The organism is Zobellia uliginosa, from assembly GCF_900156625.1.
GTDB lineage: Bacteria > Bacteroidota > Bacteroidia > Flavobacteriales > Flavobacteriaceae > Zobellia > Zobellia uliginosa.
In genome coordinates this window covers 385,391-402,488 of sequence record NZ_FTOB01000002.1, presented here as the reverse complement: position 1 = coordinate 402,488, position 17,098 = coordinate 385,391, and the positions used below count along the sequence as shown (strand labels likewise).

Genomic DNA, 17,098 nt, shown 5'->3' with positions numbered 1-17,098 from the left:
AAACAATGATCATGAAAAAAAGCATTCTTAAACCGATAGCCATTTTATTATGGCTCCCTACCCTTTTATCCGCCCAAGAAAAGAAATACAAACCCGCCTGGAATTCATTGCAAAACCATCACACACCTGAATGGTTGGTCAATGCCAAGTTCGGAATCTATTGCCACTGGGGTATTCAGACCATCAGTTATGAAAAGGGAAAAGAAAACTGGTCGAACGAAGAACTGCTCAAACAATTTAAAGGCGAAAATTTCAATGCTGACGAGTGGGCCAAACTATTCGAAACCGCAGGAGCCAAATTCGGTGGGGTAATCGGCTGGCACGGTAGTGATTTAAAACACTGGGACAGCGACATATCGGATTACAATACGGCTAAAGTTGGACCTAAAATAGATATCGTAGGCGAAGTTTTTAAGGCCATCAGGAAACGAAATATGAAAACCTTGGTTTCCTATCATTCCATTTCAGGTGCTGAATGGGTCGATTTTGCCAAGGAAGGAGTAGACAAATATGATCCGGATATTTTTTGGGTCGATGCCAGTTTTGGCGGTACCAAAGGCGCACACAACAAAAAAGTGACGCGTAAAAGCAAGTTTATCGGTGAAGGAAGCCTAGCATCGCCTGTATTTGAAGACAAATACCAAAGGGAGTTTATATCCTACTTTTACAACAAGGCTATAGAGCGCCACAAACAAGTAGAATTTGTATATAAGTCCAATGACATTCCACCTTCCGTCGGTATGCGCGATCTAGAAAACGGTATTCTGACCGAAACGGCCTATGATGTTTGGATGACCGATATGGATATGAACGTACCTCCCGATTTCCCCACCCATGGTTGGTTTTATAGGGAAGGAATTCCTTTACGTTCTTCCAATGAATTGATAGATATGTTAATGGATGTTATCAGTAAAAATGGAATCTTTTTGTTAAATATCCCTCCCAAAGCAGATGGTACCTTTCCCAAGGAAGTCGTCGATAACCTAAGCCAAATGGGCGATTGGTTGAACAAAAACGGAGAAGCGGTCTATAACACCGCCCCTTGGTTTATCTACGGTGAAGGACCTACCGATATCGACGAGGGCAATTACACCTATCACCATAACAACCATTTTGCACAGATCCAATACTCCAAAGAAGACATCCGGTTTACCGTAAAAGACAACAACCTCTACGCTACCGCTTTGGGCAAGCCCGATGATGACCTCCTCATAAAATCCCTAAATTCCACTTTTAAACTCCGCAAAGGCGATATTCTAAAAATCGTGCATTTAGGCACCGGTAAAACGATTCAATTTGACCATAATGAAAACGGACTTCATTTAAAATTGAAGGGCGTGACGCTTGACGAATCGGCCAATGTTTTCAAAATAACACTTCAATAAAAATATCAATGAAAATCGTTCGCTACTCCCGCATTATAAATTAAAAAAATCACAAAAAACTTTAATGAACATGAAAAATACACTTTGCTTTCTTATGATTTTACTCACCCTTGGTGGTTTTGCCCAAGAAAAAAACAAAGCGACCGAAGGCTTTCCCTTCATCCTTCCCAAAGAAAAACCCAATCGACCATTGAGTGCGGCCATGCAACGCAACTACGACAGTTACATGGCCCCGAGACCCGAACACAACGAACTGTATACGCAATTCAAGTATACCGAGCTAAAGGGCTTTGATTACAACGGCCATGATGGTACCATTTCGCGAAGAGACCCTTCAAAAGTCATCTACGAAAACGGCAAATATTACGTATGGTACACCTACCGCAACACCCCGACCCCACCGCAAGGGGCAAAAAACAGCAATGATACCATTCCCTCGGCAGACTGGGACCTGGCAGAAATTTGGTATGCTACCAGTAAGGATGGTTTTACTTGGGAAGAACAGGGCGTGGCCGTACCCAGACCTCCCAAACCGAACGTAGGCTGGCGCTCGGTCACCACCACCGACATTTTAAAATGGAAAGGAAAATTCTACCTGTACTATCAAGGTTTTATGGAAGCCAGTGGAACAAGGGGTGATGATTGTCCCGTTGCCGTATCCTATGCCGATTCCCCTGATGGTCCCTGGACACCCCATACCGAGGTGGTCATTCCCAATGGAAAAAAAGGGGAATGGGACCAATATTCCATCCACGACCCTTACCCCATTGTCTATAAAGACAAAATCTACCTGTACTACAAGTCCGATTTTGACGGCGACCCCAATTTGGTGCGTATGCAAGGTTTGGCCATAGCCGATAACCCCTTGGGGCCTTTTAAAAAGAGTCCCTTGAACCCGGTAATCAACTCGGGCCATGAGACTACTTTGTTTCCCTTTAAAGAAGGTATGGCCGCCTTGGTCATACGTGATGGTACCGAACACAACACCGTGCAATACGCTGAAGACGGGGTGAACTTTAACATCGCCTCCATAGTCGAGTTTATGCCCAACGCCGCCGGGCCATATGTGGCCGACGCCTTTACCAATACCAAATACGGACGGGGAATTTCCTGGGGCATCTCGCATTTTACCAATGCCACGACCTGGGAGCAAAACCATGCCGTACTGGCCCGCTTTGATTGTGATCTGAGCCTAGATGTAGACGACCCGCAAATGAAGCGCTTGGGCACTTATTTCAAGCCCGAATTCTACTACCAAATGGGGCTTTCAAAAAAACAGCGCGAACGTATCGAAAAACAACCTAAATAATCTAACCTTTATACGAATTAATTACACTAATAAACAACAGAACATGTATCAAACCATCTACCACCTTAAAAGAAGTCTCATAAAAAGAGGTAATCTTTTTTTACTGCTAATCGTCATCATGATGACGATTAGCAGTTGCAAAAAAGAAAAACCGGTCTATGCAGACCTTATCTATACCAAACCCGAATTGGTAAAAGATCCCCCATCGACTTTTATGTCTCCCGAAGAAAGCATGAAAAACATGTACCTGCCCGAAGGCTATCATATGGAACTCGTGGCCAGTGAACCCATGATCAACGAACCGGTTACTATTGCTTGGGGCCCCGATGGCAAACTCTATGTGGCCGAAATGTTGACCTATATGCAAGATATAGACGGTACCGATGAAAACGAGCCATGGAGCCGGGTCTCGGTTTTAGAAGACCTCGATGGCGATGGAAAAATGGACAAGAGCACCGTATTCGTAGATAGCCTGATCCTACCTCGAATACTGCTTCCACTCGATGACCGAGTCATTATAGGGGAAACCTACAATCGTAGCCTATATACCTACCGTGATACCGATGGCGATAACGTGGCCGATGAAAAGAAGCTCATCCTGAAAAACGACAAACGCGACAACGCCAACTTAGAACACCAATCCGCTACCATGATCTGGGGCTTAGACAACTATCTTTATCTATCCAATGGTTCCCTACGATACCGTTTTGCCAAAGGTGAAATGGAAATCGACACCCTCATGGATGCCCCCTCCGGACAATGGGGTATGACACAAGATGAAATCGGCCAAATCTATTATTCCAGTGCCGGTGGCGAGACTCCCGCCCTAGGCTATCAACAACACCCCTATTACGGCACCCTGGAAATGGAAGGAAAATGGGAAGAAGGTTTTGAAAAAGTATGGCCCATTATCGGAACACCCGACGTTCAAGGTGGTTTTGGCCGCTTGCGCGAAGATGGAACGTTAAACCATTTTACGGCTAGCTGCGGACAATCGATTTTCTTGGGCGACAAACTCCCCATGTATGGCGACCTCTTCATTCCGGAACCTGTCGGACGCTTGATCCGCAGGGCCAAAGTGAATATCGTAAACGGTAAAAAAGTATTGTCAAACCCTTATGGTGAAACCGAATTCCTGGCTTCTACCGATACCAACTTTAGACCTGTGGATACCCAGACCGGCCCTGATGGTTGCCTGTATGTGGTAGATATGTACCGAGGTATCATACAAGAAGGCAACTGGGTCAGAAAAGGTAGCTTTCTACGTCCCGTGGTAGAACGAAAAGGCTTTGACAAGAACATAGGAAAAGGACGGATCTACAGAGTGGTCCACGACCAAATCGCCCCTTCAAAACAAGAAGACCTATTACACAAATCCAGTGATGCACTATTAGACTATTTACACCATCCGAACGGCTGGTACCGGCTAACCGCCCAAAAACTATTGGTACTCAAACAAGACAAGGCTATCGTTTCCGATTTAAAGGATATAATTACCGGAGGCGACCCCTTTATCGGTTCGATGTTCGGGAATGCCGACTATGCCCTAGGAAGGCTCCACGCCATTTGGACATTAGAGGGCCTCGATGCCATTGACAAGGTCCTTGTACTCAAAGCCCTACAAGATAAAGACGCCCGCGTACGCATGGCGGCCTTACGTGTAGGAGAGCCCTTATTGGCTGCTGGAGACCCAGACGTTCTTGAGGCCGTAAAAGCCTTGAAAAACGACAATGAACCCCAGGTACTACAGCAAGTAGTACTCTCCCTGAGGTCGGCCAAGGACAAGGCGGGCAAAGAAACCATTTCCGAAATTATGGCCGCCCACCCAAGCAATGAGGCCATAGCGGTTATCGGTAAGGAAAGCTTAAAAGAACTTCCCCTGGAAATCGAACAGATCAAAAAACAATATGTTCTAGAGAGTAGCAATACCCGAAATAGGATAGTTAACGGATATACCCATTTCAAAAACCTATGTGCCTCTTGTCATGGCAAAAACGGGGAAGGAATTGAAGGTATGGCCCCTTCATTGATCGGCTCCCCAAGGGTGACCGCAAAAAAATGGGATATTCCGGTAAAAATTCTTCTGAACGGACTTACAGGTCCTATTGACGGTAAGGAGTACTCGGGGGTCATGGTCGGCATGAAACAACAAAACGACGACTACATTGCCAGTGTATTGACCTATATCAGAATGCACTTGAACGATTCCAAGGGTATTGGCGCCTGGCAGGTTAGAAATGTTCGGAACAGCCAAAAAAATCGTGAGGATTATTGGACCATCGAAGAACTGGAAAAAGAGAAGTAAAATCTTTTAATTCAAAACACTTAGATCATTTATAGTATGAAAACATTTAAAGTAATGCTCTGTGCGCTATTTTTATCCGTAGCGGCTTGGGGGCAAAATGCAAACTTGCCGGAAGGTTTTATAAAAACGGACCGTTCTAAATTGAATATCAACCAAGGGTGGAAATTCCATTTGGGCGATCCCGATGCCGATTTCTATACATTGGACACGGACGATTCGAAGTGGGAAACGGTTAACGTGCCCCACGGATTGGAACTCACTACGATGGACCTGAACGGTGCCCAAGATGATAAGTACCAGAAAACCTTTATGCGAAAAGTAGGATGGTACCGGAAGGAGGTTCAAGTTTCCAAAAACGCGAACGCCAAAGTTTTTCTTGAATTTGAAGGCGTCCATCAAGTAACCGATGTTTGGGTCAATGGCAAACACATCGGTCAGCATGCCGTTGGAGGCTACACCCCTTTCCACTTTGATATTACCGATTTTGTAAATCGAGGGGAAAAGAACCTTGTTACGGTTTTGGCCGATAACCGTAGACGCGAAGACGTTCCGCCAGATCCAGGGCCTATGGACTATATCAAGTTTGCCGGCCTATACCGTGATGTGTATTTGGTCGAGACCAATCCGCTCCACATTACCTTTAACTGGGAAGCCGAAAATGCGGGCCAGTATATTACCACCCCGACCGTAGATCCGGTAAACCTTAATGCTACGATCAATATCAAAACAACGGTCCGTAATGAAAGTGGCCAATCTAAAAAGACCACGGTAGTCAACAGGCTTATAGATGACAAGGGACTGGTTGTATTAAAGTTGAAGCAGACCAAAACGATTCCTAGCGGAGCTGACGTTCAGTTTAATCTTATAGGAAGTATAGAAGACAATTTAAAACTATGGTCTACCGACGAACCCAATTTGTACCGTGTAAACACTTTGGTTTTTGACGATGATCAGGCCGTAGACCAAGCCGAAGTTAAAACGGGCTTCCGTAAAATTGAAATGAACAACCATGACGGTGTCGTCCTCAATGGAAAGCCCATAAAACTCATTGGTACCAATTTGCACCAACACTATGGATTTATAGGTGATGCCATGCCCAATTCTTTACATTATAAAGACATTCTTCAATTGAAGAAGTTAGGTATGAACGTGATCCGTACCGCCCATTACCCGCATGACAATTCTTTGCTCGAAGCCTGTGACGAACTCGGTATGTTGGTATATGAGGAAGCCCCGACGTGGATGTCAATCGGTAACGAAGCGTGGTTCGACAATTATGAAAAAGCGGCCAGAACCATGGTCAGGAACCATAGAAACCACACCTCTGTATTTATTTGGGGAGCCGGTATCAACCATAGGGGCTATGTGCCTAGGGCCCATAACGTCATTAAACAAGAAGATCCGTTCAGATATACCGCTTCGCAAAGTAGCCGATGGACAGGTTGGCAAACTTCGGGCCTGACCGATATTTATGGCCAAATGGTCTATGGTCCCTATTATTGGAGTGGTGATGAACCCGTTCTGGCCATGGAAGGTCGTCGTGGCCCCGAAGCCGTCAATGCCTATATGAACGACCCTATGAAACTGGGACTCATTTCGTGGACGGCCCACGCCTATTATACCTTCCATCCTACCAAAACCCCAAAAAACAGGAGCCGCGGTGGGTTTATGACGGCCTTTCGTTATCCAAGGCCCGAGGAGAACTTGGCTTGGTACCCTGCCGAACTGACCGACTACCCTTATCTACATATCGCCACCGACTGGAAAGAAGGTACCAAGGAAGTCGTAGTCTTCAGCAATTCTGAAAAAGTGGAATTAAAAGTGAACGGTAAGACCATAGCAACACAACATCCTTCCCAAGCCGATAAGTACAAATACCTCAAACATGCCCCGTTCGTATTTTCCATTCCCAAATACGAAAAAGGCAAACTGACCGCAAATGGCCTGATTGAAGGAAAAGTAGTGGTTTCGGAAACTACCCAGACCCCCGAATCCGCTTATAAAATTGTACTTGAGCCGGATACTGAAGGACGTAAATTTGTTGCCGATGGTTCCGATATCCTTGTAGCCTACGCCAAAGTTGTAGATAAAAATGGTACCCTGCTTGTCGACGCCGACCTAGCCGTTGAGTTCTCGATAAAGGGCGATGCCGAAATCATTGGCGATAAGGAAGGTATCGGTTCCAACCCCATGCCTACGGAGTACGGTGTGGCACCCGTATTGATACGGGCCGGTAACACGCCCGGTAACATTACCATAACGGCCAAGGCAAAAGGCTTAAAATCAGCTAGTGCAAGGGTAACAACCCAAAAAGCCGATTTTGATGTCATTGCCGCAAATGCACAGCCGATATATGATTTTGAAACGCTTCGTGTAGATCTAGGGGGCGAAGAACAGTTGGTTCAGTTCGATTGGACGCCCTGGAACGGGAAGGATAATGCCCCATCAACCAAAGAGTTCAAAGAATTCGGAGGTTTTTCCGCTACGGTTCAAAGTAACGGCAATGCAAATTCGACCCGTTGGTTGGGCGAAATAAATGTTATCGGAAAGTACGGTTTTGCACATGGCGAAGGTGTCTTGGGCGTATCTAAGGAAGGTCTCACCCTAGAATTTTCGGGTCTAAGAAAAGGAAGGTACAAATTGAATACGGTGCATCATGCCCCAAGGACCAATACCGATAGTATGGACCCCAATCAAGAAAAAATGGCCACTTATAAAATATATAAGATTCCTTATGCCAAAGAAATCGGGATTACAGTGAGTGATGCGAACGGTACCTCTACCTTATCGAACATTACGGTTACGGAAGGAGAAACCATGCAGACCACGCCGTTTCAACCTACTGAAATCTATTTTGAATCGGATGGAAAAAACAAGGTACGCCTCGTTTTTAAAGGCACGGACCAAAAAGCGGTTTGGCTCAATAGTTTTATTTTGAGCGAATGGCATTAAAAAATAAGACTTAAACTTTCCAAAAATCCCTTCGGTTATGCCGAGGGGATTTTTTTATGAATATAGCCTCCTTTTTGCCTAAACTATCAAATCCTTAAATTCCTCCCATAAAACCTATTAACATCACTTATTATCCCCCCGATATTTATATTAAAAATAATTTTATATATTTACCGAAACCATACCAGACCGTACTAGATTTTTAAAAAGGATAGTGCCGTACCTGATTTAATATTCACGCTATGAAAAATGTATTGACCTTTTTATGTGTAATCTTCAGCTCATTTTACGCCCTATCACAAGATATGCTTGTTGAAGCAGAAAGTTTTGACAACCCTGGCGGTTGGGTCGTAGATCCGCAATTCGTGGAGCAAATGGGCTCTCCCTATCTCAATGCGCACGGCATGGGCAAACCTGTAGAAAATGCATCTACAAAGGTTAATTTCAAAAAATCGGGCACCTATCATATATGGGTACGTACCATGAATTGGGTCCCCGGCGAATGGGAAGCCCCCGGAAGATTTCAATTAAAGGTAAACCAAACCGTGCTCGATACGGTTTTAGGAACCCGCTCCGGTTGGGGATGGCAGTACGCCGGACAGGCCAAAATCAATAAAAAACAGGCCACTCACATTGAACTTCAAGATCTTACGGGATTTAACGGACGTTGCGATGCCATCTATTTTTCGACCAAAAAAAACACGCCCCCCTCTTCCTTAAAAAAATTGACCGCTTGGCGTCAAGAAATTACCGCCGAACCCAATGCGCCCGAAGACTTAAAAACCTATGATCTAGTCGTTGTGGGAGGCGGACTGGCAGGTTGTGCGGCGGCCATAGCAGGAGCCGAACAAGGACTGAAAGTTGCCTTAATTCATGACCGTCCTGTCTTAGGCGGAAATGCCAGTGAAGAAATTCGGGTACACACCGAGGGCATTTACGGTAATTTTGAGCGGATCCTAACAAAAATTGATACCAAACATTATCCCAATGGATCGGCAGAGGCCAAGTTCGACCAACAAAAAAGAGATCAGAACGTTAAGAGTTACGAGAACATCGACTTATTTCTGAACTGGCGGGCCTATGATGCCATATCCGAAGACAACAGTATAAAATACGTAGACGCCAGACAAACCTTTACAGGGGAAAGAAAACGGTTTACGGCCCCCTATTTTGTCGATTCTACCGGTGATGGTTGGATCGGTTTCTGGGCAGGTGCCGAATTCTCGTACGGTCGGGAAAGTGTCGATACTTACGGAGAACACTGGGAAGAACATGGCGAACTATGGAGTCCAAAGGAAGCCGATAACGCCGTCATGGGCTCTTCCGTACTTTGGGGGTCTACCGATACCGATACGCCCCAGAGCTTTCCGGAAGTACCTTGGGCCATGCCGGTAGCAAAAGACTATGCCGAGGTCAATGGCGAATGGCAGTGGGAGTTTAGCCGAAACGACCTAAGCCAAATTGACGATGCCGAAGAAATTCGTGACCATATGCTTCGTGCCATATATGGTTCGTTTTCCAACGCCAAAAAAGACGAGGTCAACAAAAACCGAAGGCTGGAATGGGTTTCTTACCTGGTCGGGAAGCGCGAATCAAGACGATTGGTGGGCGACCATATCTTTACGTTTAACGATGCCAAGGAAGGACGCAAATTTCCCGATGGTGTGGTTATCGAAAAACGAGCGGTAGACGTGCATTACCAAACGGTCTTGGAAGACGAAAAAAATCCAGATTTCATTTCCGAAGCCCTTTTCTATAGAGGACCACAATACTACATTCCTTACCGAAGCCTGTATTCAAAAAACATCAAGAACCTGTTTATGGCCGGACGTAATTTCAGTTGCTCGCATGCGGGACTCGGTGGACCGAGGGTTATGCTTACCACGGGACAGATGGGTGCGGCCGTAGGCTATGCGGCCTCCCTATGTAAAAAATACGAGGTTATGCCCCGTGATATATACACCGGTTATTTAGACGAATACCTGAATTTGATCGAGGAGCAGAAATATGAAAAAATCCCTACCTCTAAAAAATGAGACCGATTGCCTTAGTCTTCCTCTTGCTTGTATCCTATCTGTGTGAAGCGCAATTCGGATCGGCTATCGCATTTCCCAATAATTCCAAAAGAACAACTCTGGATACCAGTCCGGAGTTTTTCGTCTTAAACTGGGAAGAAGGCACCGTACTCGATATTTCGCAAACGCCTATGAGCATAATGGTAGATTCGGTCGGGGCCCAAAAAATAAACATACTCCGTAACAAAGACCGCGCCCCGGTACTGTATTCCTCCAACATTGTTACTCCCGTCTGTGCCGATGGCGACTGTAAACTGATGCATATTACCTTATACTGGACGCTCTTGGGCGATTATGCCGGATTTGACCGCTCTGTTGAAGAACCACTGACCAAGCACGACCATGACGAGTTTTTATTCACCGATTACTGGAAGCTGCACGAATTGCTTCAAGACCATAATTCCATTTTAAAGAGAAGGGCCATCGATGAACTGGTTACCAAACCGAAGCCCTCTACGATAGAAGGTGTCGATGCCTTGTCGGGCGCAACGGTGAAAGAGGTAAAAGAATCGGTTGTGTCGGGCGCACTCTACTCCTGTTATGTGGCCTGGCATTTGGTCCACGGCAAAATTAAGGAAGAACTAAAAGCATATACGCTCGGGCAACAAAATGAAGATATGTTGCTTCGTATGCTCAACAGTGCCCATACCAATTACCAGATGTACGCCTTGGAAAACCTTGACCAAGGCCAATATAAGGCCAATTTCCCTAGAATTTCCGAGCTTTTTAAATCGGGAATTCCCTTGGTTCGGTCCTTCATCATTAAAAACATGGCCGATATGTTCGTCCAATCGCCTTCGACCATGCAGCCCTTTTGGGATGCCCTACCGCATATTGACATCAACACCCGAAGTCTCCTCTTGCAACATATCGATACCGCTTCGGAAGCTACGGTAACCGCGATTTCGACACAATTGGGTGTATTGACCAAAAACCAGCTTCTCAAGTTTTTGTCACATTTGGAAAATAAAAAGTCATTATCTGCGAAAATATTGGAAAACCTACGGCGCTTTGCCGCTTCATCTAAAGAGAAGAATGCCTATATTGTTGTTCAATTTTTAGAAGATTACAGCTAGTCGCCCCCTTAAACCCTTACTTTATGATATCGTTCGTTATTGCTATTGCTGTGTTGGTTATCGGATATTACACCTATGGAAAATTGGTGGAAAACATCTTTGGTATCGATACAAAAAGGGAAACCCCGGCAATACGCTTACGTGACGATATTGATTTTATGCCCCTGCCCGCTTGGCGCATCTTTCTTATCCAATTTTTGAATATCGCTGGCCTAGGTCCCATTTTCGGGGCCATTGCAGGAGCCATGTTCGGTCCTGCCGCCTTTCTGTGGATCGTACTGGGAAGTATTTTTGCAGGAGCCGTCCACGATTATTTTTCGGGCATGCTCTCCGTTCGCCATAACGGATTAAGCATAAGTGAAATCGTTGGAATTTACTTGGGACCTAAAATGAAACATATCATGCGCTTTTTCACGGTGATACTTTTGATTTTTGTAGGTACCGTTTTTCTAATGGGGCCGGCAAAGATCATAGACGGCATGACCGGTAATATGTGGAACCTTTGGGTTTGGGTAGGTATAATTCTCGTCTATTACATTTTATCCACCCTCCTGCCCATCGATAAAATGATAGGCAAACTTTATCCCGTTTTCGGTATTGCCATGCTTTTAATGGCCCTAGGTTTGCTCATTGCCCTATTTTTCGGTGATTACCAGATTCCAGAACTGACGCCTGCCAACTTAAGGAACATGACCACCGACCCCGAAGCAACCCCGCTTTTTCCCATACTTTTTGTAACCATAGCCTGTGGGGCCATATCGGGCTTTCACGCGACCCAATCGCCACTCATGGCACGTTGCATGCAAAACGAGAGATTGGGCCGAAAAATCTTTTTCGGTACAATGATTACCGAAGGCGTGGTGGCCCTTATATGGGCAGCAGCGGCCATGACCTTTTTCGGAAATGTAGGCGGACTCAATGAAGCCATGTTGGCCAACGGAAATAACGCAGCTTGGGCGGCCAATGAAATATCACTGAATATGTTGGGGCAGATAGGCGGCATTTTGGCCTTATTGGGCATTGTAGCGGCCCCTATTACATCTGGTGATACCGCTTTTCGCTCGGCAAGGCTGATTTTATCGGACATTTTCAAGAACGACCAAAAGAAAATCAAGAACAGGCTCTATATCAGTGTCCCCCTTTTCATCATCGCTTTTGCCCTTACCCAAATCGATTTCGGGATAATATGGAGGTATTTTGCCTGGAGTAACCAGACCTTGGCCACAGTTGTCCTATGGACGATTACCGCTTATTTGATCTACGAACGAAAGATGTTTTGGATTACCCTCATACCGGCCCTTTTTATGACAATGGTATGTACCACCTACATTCTTATCGCCCCGGAAGGCTTTCAGTTGAACAATGACTTGGCCTATATGGGCGGCGGCATCCTTACCTTAATAATCTCGCTGCTTTTTTGGTATTATGCCGTCCAGCGCAAGAAAGTATTTGCGCAGCTGATGTAATCGGAGTGTTAGAACGAGCTTCTTAAAATCAATTTGGTTTCATTGCCCTTTCGTTCCCTTCGGCCCTCCAATATCATTTTGGCGGCCTCCTCTCCCATTTTCTTAAAATCGGTGCTGATTACCGAAATACCCCCATCTAAAATCTCCTTGGTACTGGTATCGTTATAGCTTATGAGTCCGATTTCCTTACCGAGCTTCCACTTTGATTTACGCGCGAGTTTTATGATCTCTACCATATCACGGTCATAGGCATCAATGGTTATATACAGACTTCCCTTTTCAAAATAATCGGGAGAAAAATTGTCGTATACATTGCCCTTAAAATTGTAATCCGAACAGAACCGCTCAAAACCTTTTTGGACAAAATCACCATGGGGTGCATTCTTACGGTTGAAAAGCACCAATCTTTGATATTTTTTGACCAATTCAATATGTTCTTTCAATAGATTGAAAATATCGTTTTCAAAATCTTGAAAGACCATACCGCATCCATTGTTGACATTAGGTTCGTATTTATCAAGAATGATTAACTTTTCCGGCGGTATCTTGTTCAATACCTTTTGAACCGATTTAGAATCCTTGATATAGGTGGTTATCACAAAATGCGTGTAATTCTTCAGGTTATCTAAAATCAAAGGCGCAAAAATCTCAATGTTTTGGTGATGGAAATAAAGTCTGACCTTTACGTTCTCGCCCAAGTTTGAAATAAGCGAATTGTATAGGTCCTCTTTAAAAGGTGTAAACTTATCGAGCATAAAAAACACCTTGTACTCGGTCTCTACCGAAAGATCGTTCACAAAATAACCGATTTTGTCGACCGCCCGAACGATTCCCTTTTCACTCAAATGGTTCAATGCCTTAAAAACCGTTTCCCGACTGAAATTAAAATGTGCGGAGAGCTTGTTCACCGATGGCAACCTTTCGTCCAGTACCAACTGCTTCTGTTCGATCTGTGACGTAATACTATCGGCAAGCAAAAGGTATTTAGGCTTCTTCGAGTTCTTTTCGATACTAAGTTTTACCATTTATTGTTTCTTGGTGGAACGGAATGACGACAAAAATACTAAAACTAAAAATGCCCTAGTCCGTATTGGTATGTCTTTGAATTTTCCTGAAAAATACAATCTATTTTCAAAAAATCAAGGTTAAAACTGCACATCCTAACTCAAATCGCCCCCTTCACACATCTTCCACTTAAGACAAAGTGATAAGGAAAACTCTTATTAAATCTATTAAATATGAGAGTTTTACAATTGTAAGACCCTTAAAATCCACATTTCACAAAAAAAGATTTGGCAAACTTAGATTAATGTTATTTATTTGTTAACGGACTAGACCAGACTAGACTTGTAATCTAGTATGGTCGACCCTAAATAACTCACTATTCACCTCTCAACTAAAACTAAAGCTTATGAAAAAAGCGGTCTTATTTTTTCTCCTATCGATATTCGCGCTTTGCGAGATATCGGCACAAATTACGGTCTCAGGTACCGTAAGCGATGAACAGGGTATCCCTATACCCGCTGCCAACATTGTTGAAAAGGGAACGACCAACGGAGTTGTGGCCGACTTCGATGGAAACTTCAGCATTGAAACCCAAGAAGGGGCAACCCTTGTTTTTAGTTCAATCGGTTATGGAACCGTTGAACAAACCGTTAACGGTGAAACATCCCTCAACATAACCATGGCCGAAGAAGCCTCACAACTCGATGAGGTCGTCGTAGTAGGTTATGGAACACAAAAGGCGGTCAACCTTACCGGATCGGTAGAAACCGTAAAGGCCGAGGAAATAACTAAGCAACCCGTTGCCCAGGCCTCGCAGGCATTAGCTGGTCTTGTTCCCGGTCTTACAGCCACCCAATCTAGTGGCCAACCAGGCTCAGACGGTGCTGCCATTCGTATTCGCGGGGTGGGAACTTTAGGCAATGGCGCCAAAAACAACCCCTTGATTTTGGTCGATGGTATTCCTGACGACATCAACGGATTAGATCCCAGTGACATTGAATCCATTTCCGTTCTAAAAGATGCCTCGGCAGCGGCCATATACGGTTCACGTGCTGCAAATGGGGTAATCCTTATTACTACCAAAAGAGGTAAAGAGGGGAAAATAAGCACTTCCTATAATACTTATGTTGGAATACAAAGCGTAGCACAAAACTTAAAGTTCATGGATGCCTTAGGCTATATGGAGGCCTTTAACAGTGCAGAGCCAGGCGCATTTTCAGAAGAAACCTTAAACCAATACCGTTCGGGTAACGGTGTAGGTACGGAAGCCTTACCGGATACGGATTGGGTCGATCTTCTTTTTAACTCTGCCGCTTTACAGCAATACCACAGTCTTTCCGTTCGTGGTGGTTCGGAAAAATTAAAAGTATCAAGTTCTATATCCTATACCGATCAAGAGGGTAACGTGGCCAACTTCAATTTCAAAAGATATAACGGCAGGTTTAATCTGGATTATGCTTTAAGTAAAAAGTTAGACCTTGCTTTTGACCTTAACTTCAGAAGAGAGATAAAAAGTCAGCCAGCAAGACTAAACAACCTTACCCGTTCGGCTTATCGTTTGCAACCTTTATTTATAGCGTTTAATGATGACGGAACCTATGGTTCAGGTTTTGGGGGAAGTAACCCAATTGCCCTTGCAAATTCCAGCGCTAAGGACGAAACCATATCAAATTACTTTAGGGCCTTGGCAAAGGTAACTTACCGTCCTTTCAATAATTTCTCCGTTTCGGCTACCTATGCCCCTCAATTTTTTGACAGGGACAGAGATGATTTTAGAGCAGGATATACCTATTACGAAGGTTCTGGCGGACCTGCCATTACAACAGTTGGCGGTGGTGTTGGCGAAAGCTCTTTGTTCAAAGAGACCTTTACCACGTTTCAAGATAACTTTAATGCCGTAGCCAACTGGGGCAAGAAATTCGGTGATCACGACATCTCTGTCTTAGGTGGCTATGAATTTTTAAAATTCAATTCAGAAGTATGGACGGCCAGCAGAAGAGGGTTTGTTTTGGATGAATTCCGCGGATTGGATAACGGTTTACCGGATACACAATTAAACAGTGGTAGTTCTACACTTAATGGTTTAGAATCCGTTTTTGGAAGAATCAACTACTCTTATAAAGACAAATATCTTCTTGAGGCCAATGTGAGAAGGGATGCTTCCTCACGATTTGCCGAGGGTTTCCGTTCAGCTACATTTCCTTCGTTTTCCGTGGGATGGGTAGTTTCCGAAGAGAAATTTTTACAGGACAACGAAACTCTTAATTTTCTAAAATTTAGGGCTTCATGGGGGCAATTAGGCAACCAGTTCATCTACTCCAATAATCAAACGGACAATAATGGGGATGTAATTCAAGGTTCCGATGGTTCTGCCGTGGCACAAGAAGTAAACTTTCCATATACCTCATTGTTCGGGTTGGGTAACGCCAATGCCGTTATCGGTGGTACACCTGTTGTAGGTGGCGCCCAAACTGTACTGGCCAACTCACAATTGCGTTGGGAAACCGGAGAAACCCAGAACATAGGTTTTGACGCTAAACTTTTAAACAGTAAACTTTCAGTAACCGGTGAGTACTACGTACGTAAAACCAAGGATATTTTGTTAGGGGTTACCATTCCTACTTCGGTTGGTCTTGACGCTCCGGTTCAAAATGCCGGTGAAGTATGGAACACAGGTTATGACATTTCTATTGGATGGAACGATATGATCGGTGAGGATTTCAGATATGGCATCAATCTTAACTATTCCGGTTTTGATAATGAAATCAAAGATTTGGGAGGATTGGACCAATTGCCTCCAGGAAATACAATAAATAGGGTTGGCGAAGAAATAGGTGCTATATACGGACTTAAAGTAGATGGACTATATCAAGAAAGTGATTTTGACGTAGATGGAAACCTCAACGCTTCCTTGCCTACACCAGGTTTTGGGGCCATTCAAGCGGGTGACATCAAATATTCCGATATTTCGGGTCCGGAAGGCGTTCCCGATGGCTTGATTACCAATGATGACCGAACCATTATAGGTAGCAATATTACTACTGAAAACTGGGGACTTGAGCTATTTTCCGCTTACAAAGGTCTTGATCTTTCGGTTTCCTTGTTAGGTGCCGGAGGAAGAGATGTGGTCTTGGAAGGAGATGCTGGTTGGGCTTTCTACAATGCCGGTAAAATCCAAGAATGGCAAGGTGATTATTGGACTCCAAATAATACAAGTGCAGAATATCCAAGGTTAACCCCAGGAAGTTCACACCCGAACTGGCGAGTGAACGAAACCTGGATGCACGATGCCTCCTATGTAAGGTTAAGAAACGTAACCCTCGGGTATAAATTACCCTATGACCTGATCGACAAGTTCAGTATTTCCGCCGCTCGAATCTATGTGTCCGGTCAAAACCTAGCCACTTGGGACAATATGCCAGAAGGTATAGACCCATTGACCCCACAATTTTCACAAGGTAGTTTTTACCCTGTAACCAAGGTTTTTACAATGGGCCTTAACGTAACATTCTAATCGCATAATTT

The 17,098-nt window shown here is 44.5% G+C and carries 9 protein-coding genes; 8 read left to right on the top strand and 1 reads right to left on the bottom strand.

The annotated features are described in order from the left end of the window. Window positions 1–11 precede the first annotated feature (11 nt). The 7 genes from BW980_RS06375 to BW980_RS06345 all read left to right on the top strand — a co-directional run bounded on the left by BW980_RS06375 (window position 12) and on the right by BW980_RS06345 (window position 12,568). The gene (locus BW980_RS06375) at window positions 12–1,385 is read left to right on the top strand and encodes an alpha-L-fucosidase (RefSeq protein WP_175609863.1); all 1,374 of its coding nucleotides are present in this window, start codon (window positions 12–14) and stop codon (window positions 1,383–1,385) included. A 70-nt stretch (window positions 1,386–1,455) separates the two neighbouring features. Further along, window positions 1,456–2,694, top strand: a complete 1,239-nt coding sequence (locus tag BW980_RS06370; RefSeq protein ID WP_083690426.1) for a glycoside hydrolase family 117 protein — start codon at window positions 1,456–1,458, stop codon at window positions 2,692–2,694. Between the two features lie 43 nt (window positions 2,695–2,737). Then, entirely contained in the window at window positions 2,738–4,999 is a 2,262-nt protein-coding gene (locus BW980_RS06365; protein ID WP_083690385.1) for a DUF7133 domain-containing protein, read from the top strand. A gap of 36 nt (window positions 5,000–5,035) precedes the next feature. Continuing rightward, a complete protein-coding gene (locus BW980_RS06360) occupies window positions 5,036–7,951 on the top strand; it encodes a glycoside hydrolase family 2 protein (protein WP_076454100.1) in 2,916 nt (971 codons plus the stop codon). 242 nt (window positions 7,952–8,193) lie between these two features. Then, window positions 8,194–9,987, top strand: coding sequence for an FAD-dependent oxidoreductase (locus tag BW980_RS06355; protein WP_076454099.1), 1,794 nt, complete (start codon window positions 8,194–8,196; stop codon window positions 9,985–9,987). Continuing rightward, the gene (locus BW980_RS06350) at window positions 9,984–11,102 is read left to right on the top strand and encodes a hypothetical protein (protein ID WP_076454098.1); all 1,119 of its coding nucleotides are present in this window, start codon (window positions 9,984–9,986) and stop codon (window positions 11,100–11,102) included. The genes BW980_RS06355 and BW980_RS06350 overlap by 4 nt, the downstream gene beginning before the upstream one ends. Before the next feature lie 23 nt (window positions 11,103–11,125). Continuing rightward, window positions 11,126–12,568 carry a carbon starvation CstA family protein gene (locus tag BW980_RS06345; protein WP_076454097.1) on the top strand — a complete coding sequence of 481 codons (1,443 nt, stop codon included), beginning with the start codon at window positions 11,126–11,128 and terminating at the stop codon, window positions 12,566–12,568. An 8-nt stretch (window positions 12,569–12,576) separates the two neighbouring features. Here BW980_RS06345 and BW980_RS06340 read toward each other — a convergent pair whose 3' ends face one another. Continuing rightward, window positions 12,577–13,593: a GntR family transcriptional regulator gene (locus BW980_RS06340; protein WP_076454096.1), complete on the bottom strand. Its 1,017-nt coding sequence runs from the start codon at window positions 13,591–13,593 to the stop codon at window positions 12,577–12,579. 386 nt (window positions 13,594–13,979) lie between these two features. Here BW980_RS06340 and BW980_RS06335 point away from each other — a divergent pair, with 386 nt between their 5' ends. Then, a complete protein-coding gene (locus BW980_RS06335) occupies window positions 13,980–17,087 on the top strand; it encodes a SusC/RagA family TonB-linked outer membrane protein (RefSeq protein WP_076454095.1) in 3,108 nt (1,035 codons plus the stop codon). The last annotated feature ends 11 nt before the right edge of the window (window positions 17,088–17,098 follow it).

Bases quoted from the DNA above. Each gene is read 5' to 3' on its own strand.
- BW980_RS06375 (WP_175609863.1), top strand. From the start codon at position 12: ATGAAAAAAAGCATTCTTAAACCGATAGCCATTTTATTATGGCTCCCT.
- BW980_RS06370 (WP_083690426.1), top strand. From the start codon at position 1,456: ATGAAAAATACACTTTGCTTTCTTATGATTTTACTCACCCTTGGTGGT.
- BW980_RS06365 (WP_083690385.1), top strand. From the start codon at position 2,738: ATGTATCAAACCATCTACCACCTTAAAAGAAGTCTCATAAAAAGAGGT.
- BW980_RS06360 (WP_076454100.1), top strand. From the start codon at position 5,036: ATGAAAACATTTAAAGTAATGCTCTGTGCGCTATTTTTATCCGTAGCG.
- BW980_RS06355 (WP_076454099.1), top strand. From the start codon at position 8,194: ATGAAAAATGTATTGACCTTTTTATGTGTAATCTTCAGCTCATTTTAC.
- BW980_RS06350 (WP_076454098.1), top strand. From the start codon at position 9,984: ATGAGACCGATTGCCTTAGTCTTCCTCTTGCTTGTATCCTATCTGTGT.
- BW980_RS06345 (WP_076454097.1), top strand. From the start codon at position 11,126: ATGATATCGTTCGTTATTGCTATTGCTGTGTTGGTTATCGGATATTAC.
- BW980_RS06340 (WP_076454096.1), bottom strand. From the start codon at position 13,593: ATGGTAAAACTTAGTATCGAAAAGAACTCGAAGAAGCCTAAATACCTT.
- BW980_RS06335 (WP_076454095.1), top strand. From the start codon at position 13,980: ATGAAAAAAGCGGTCTTATTTTTTCTCCTATCGATATTCGCGCTTTGC.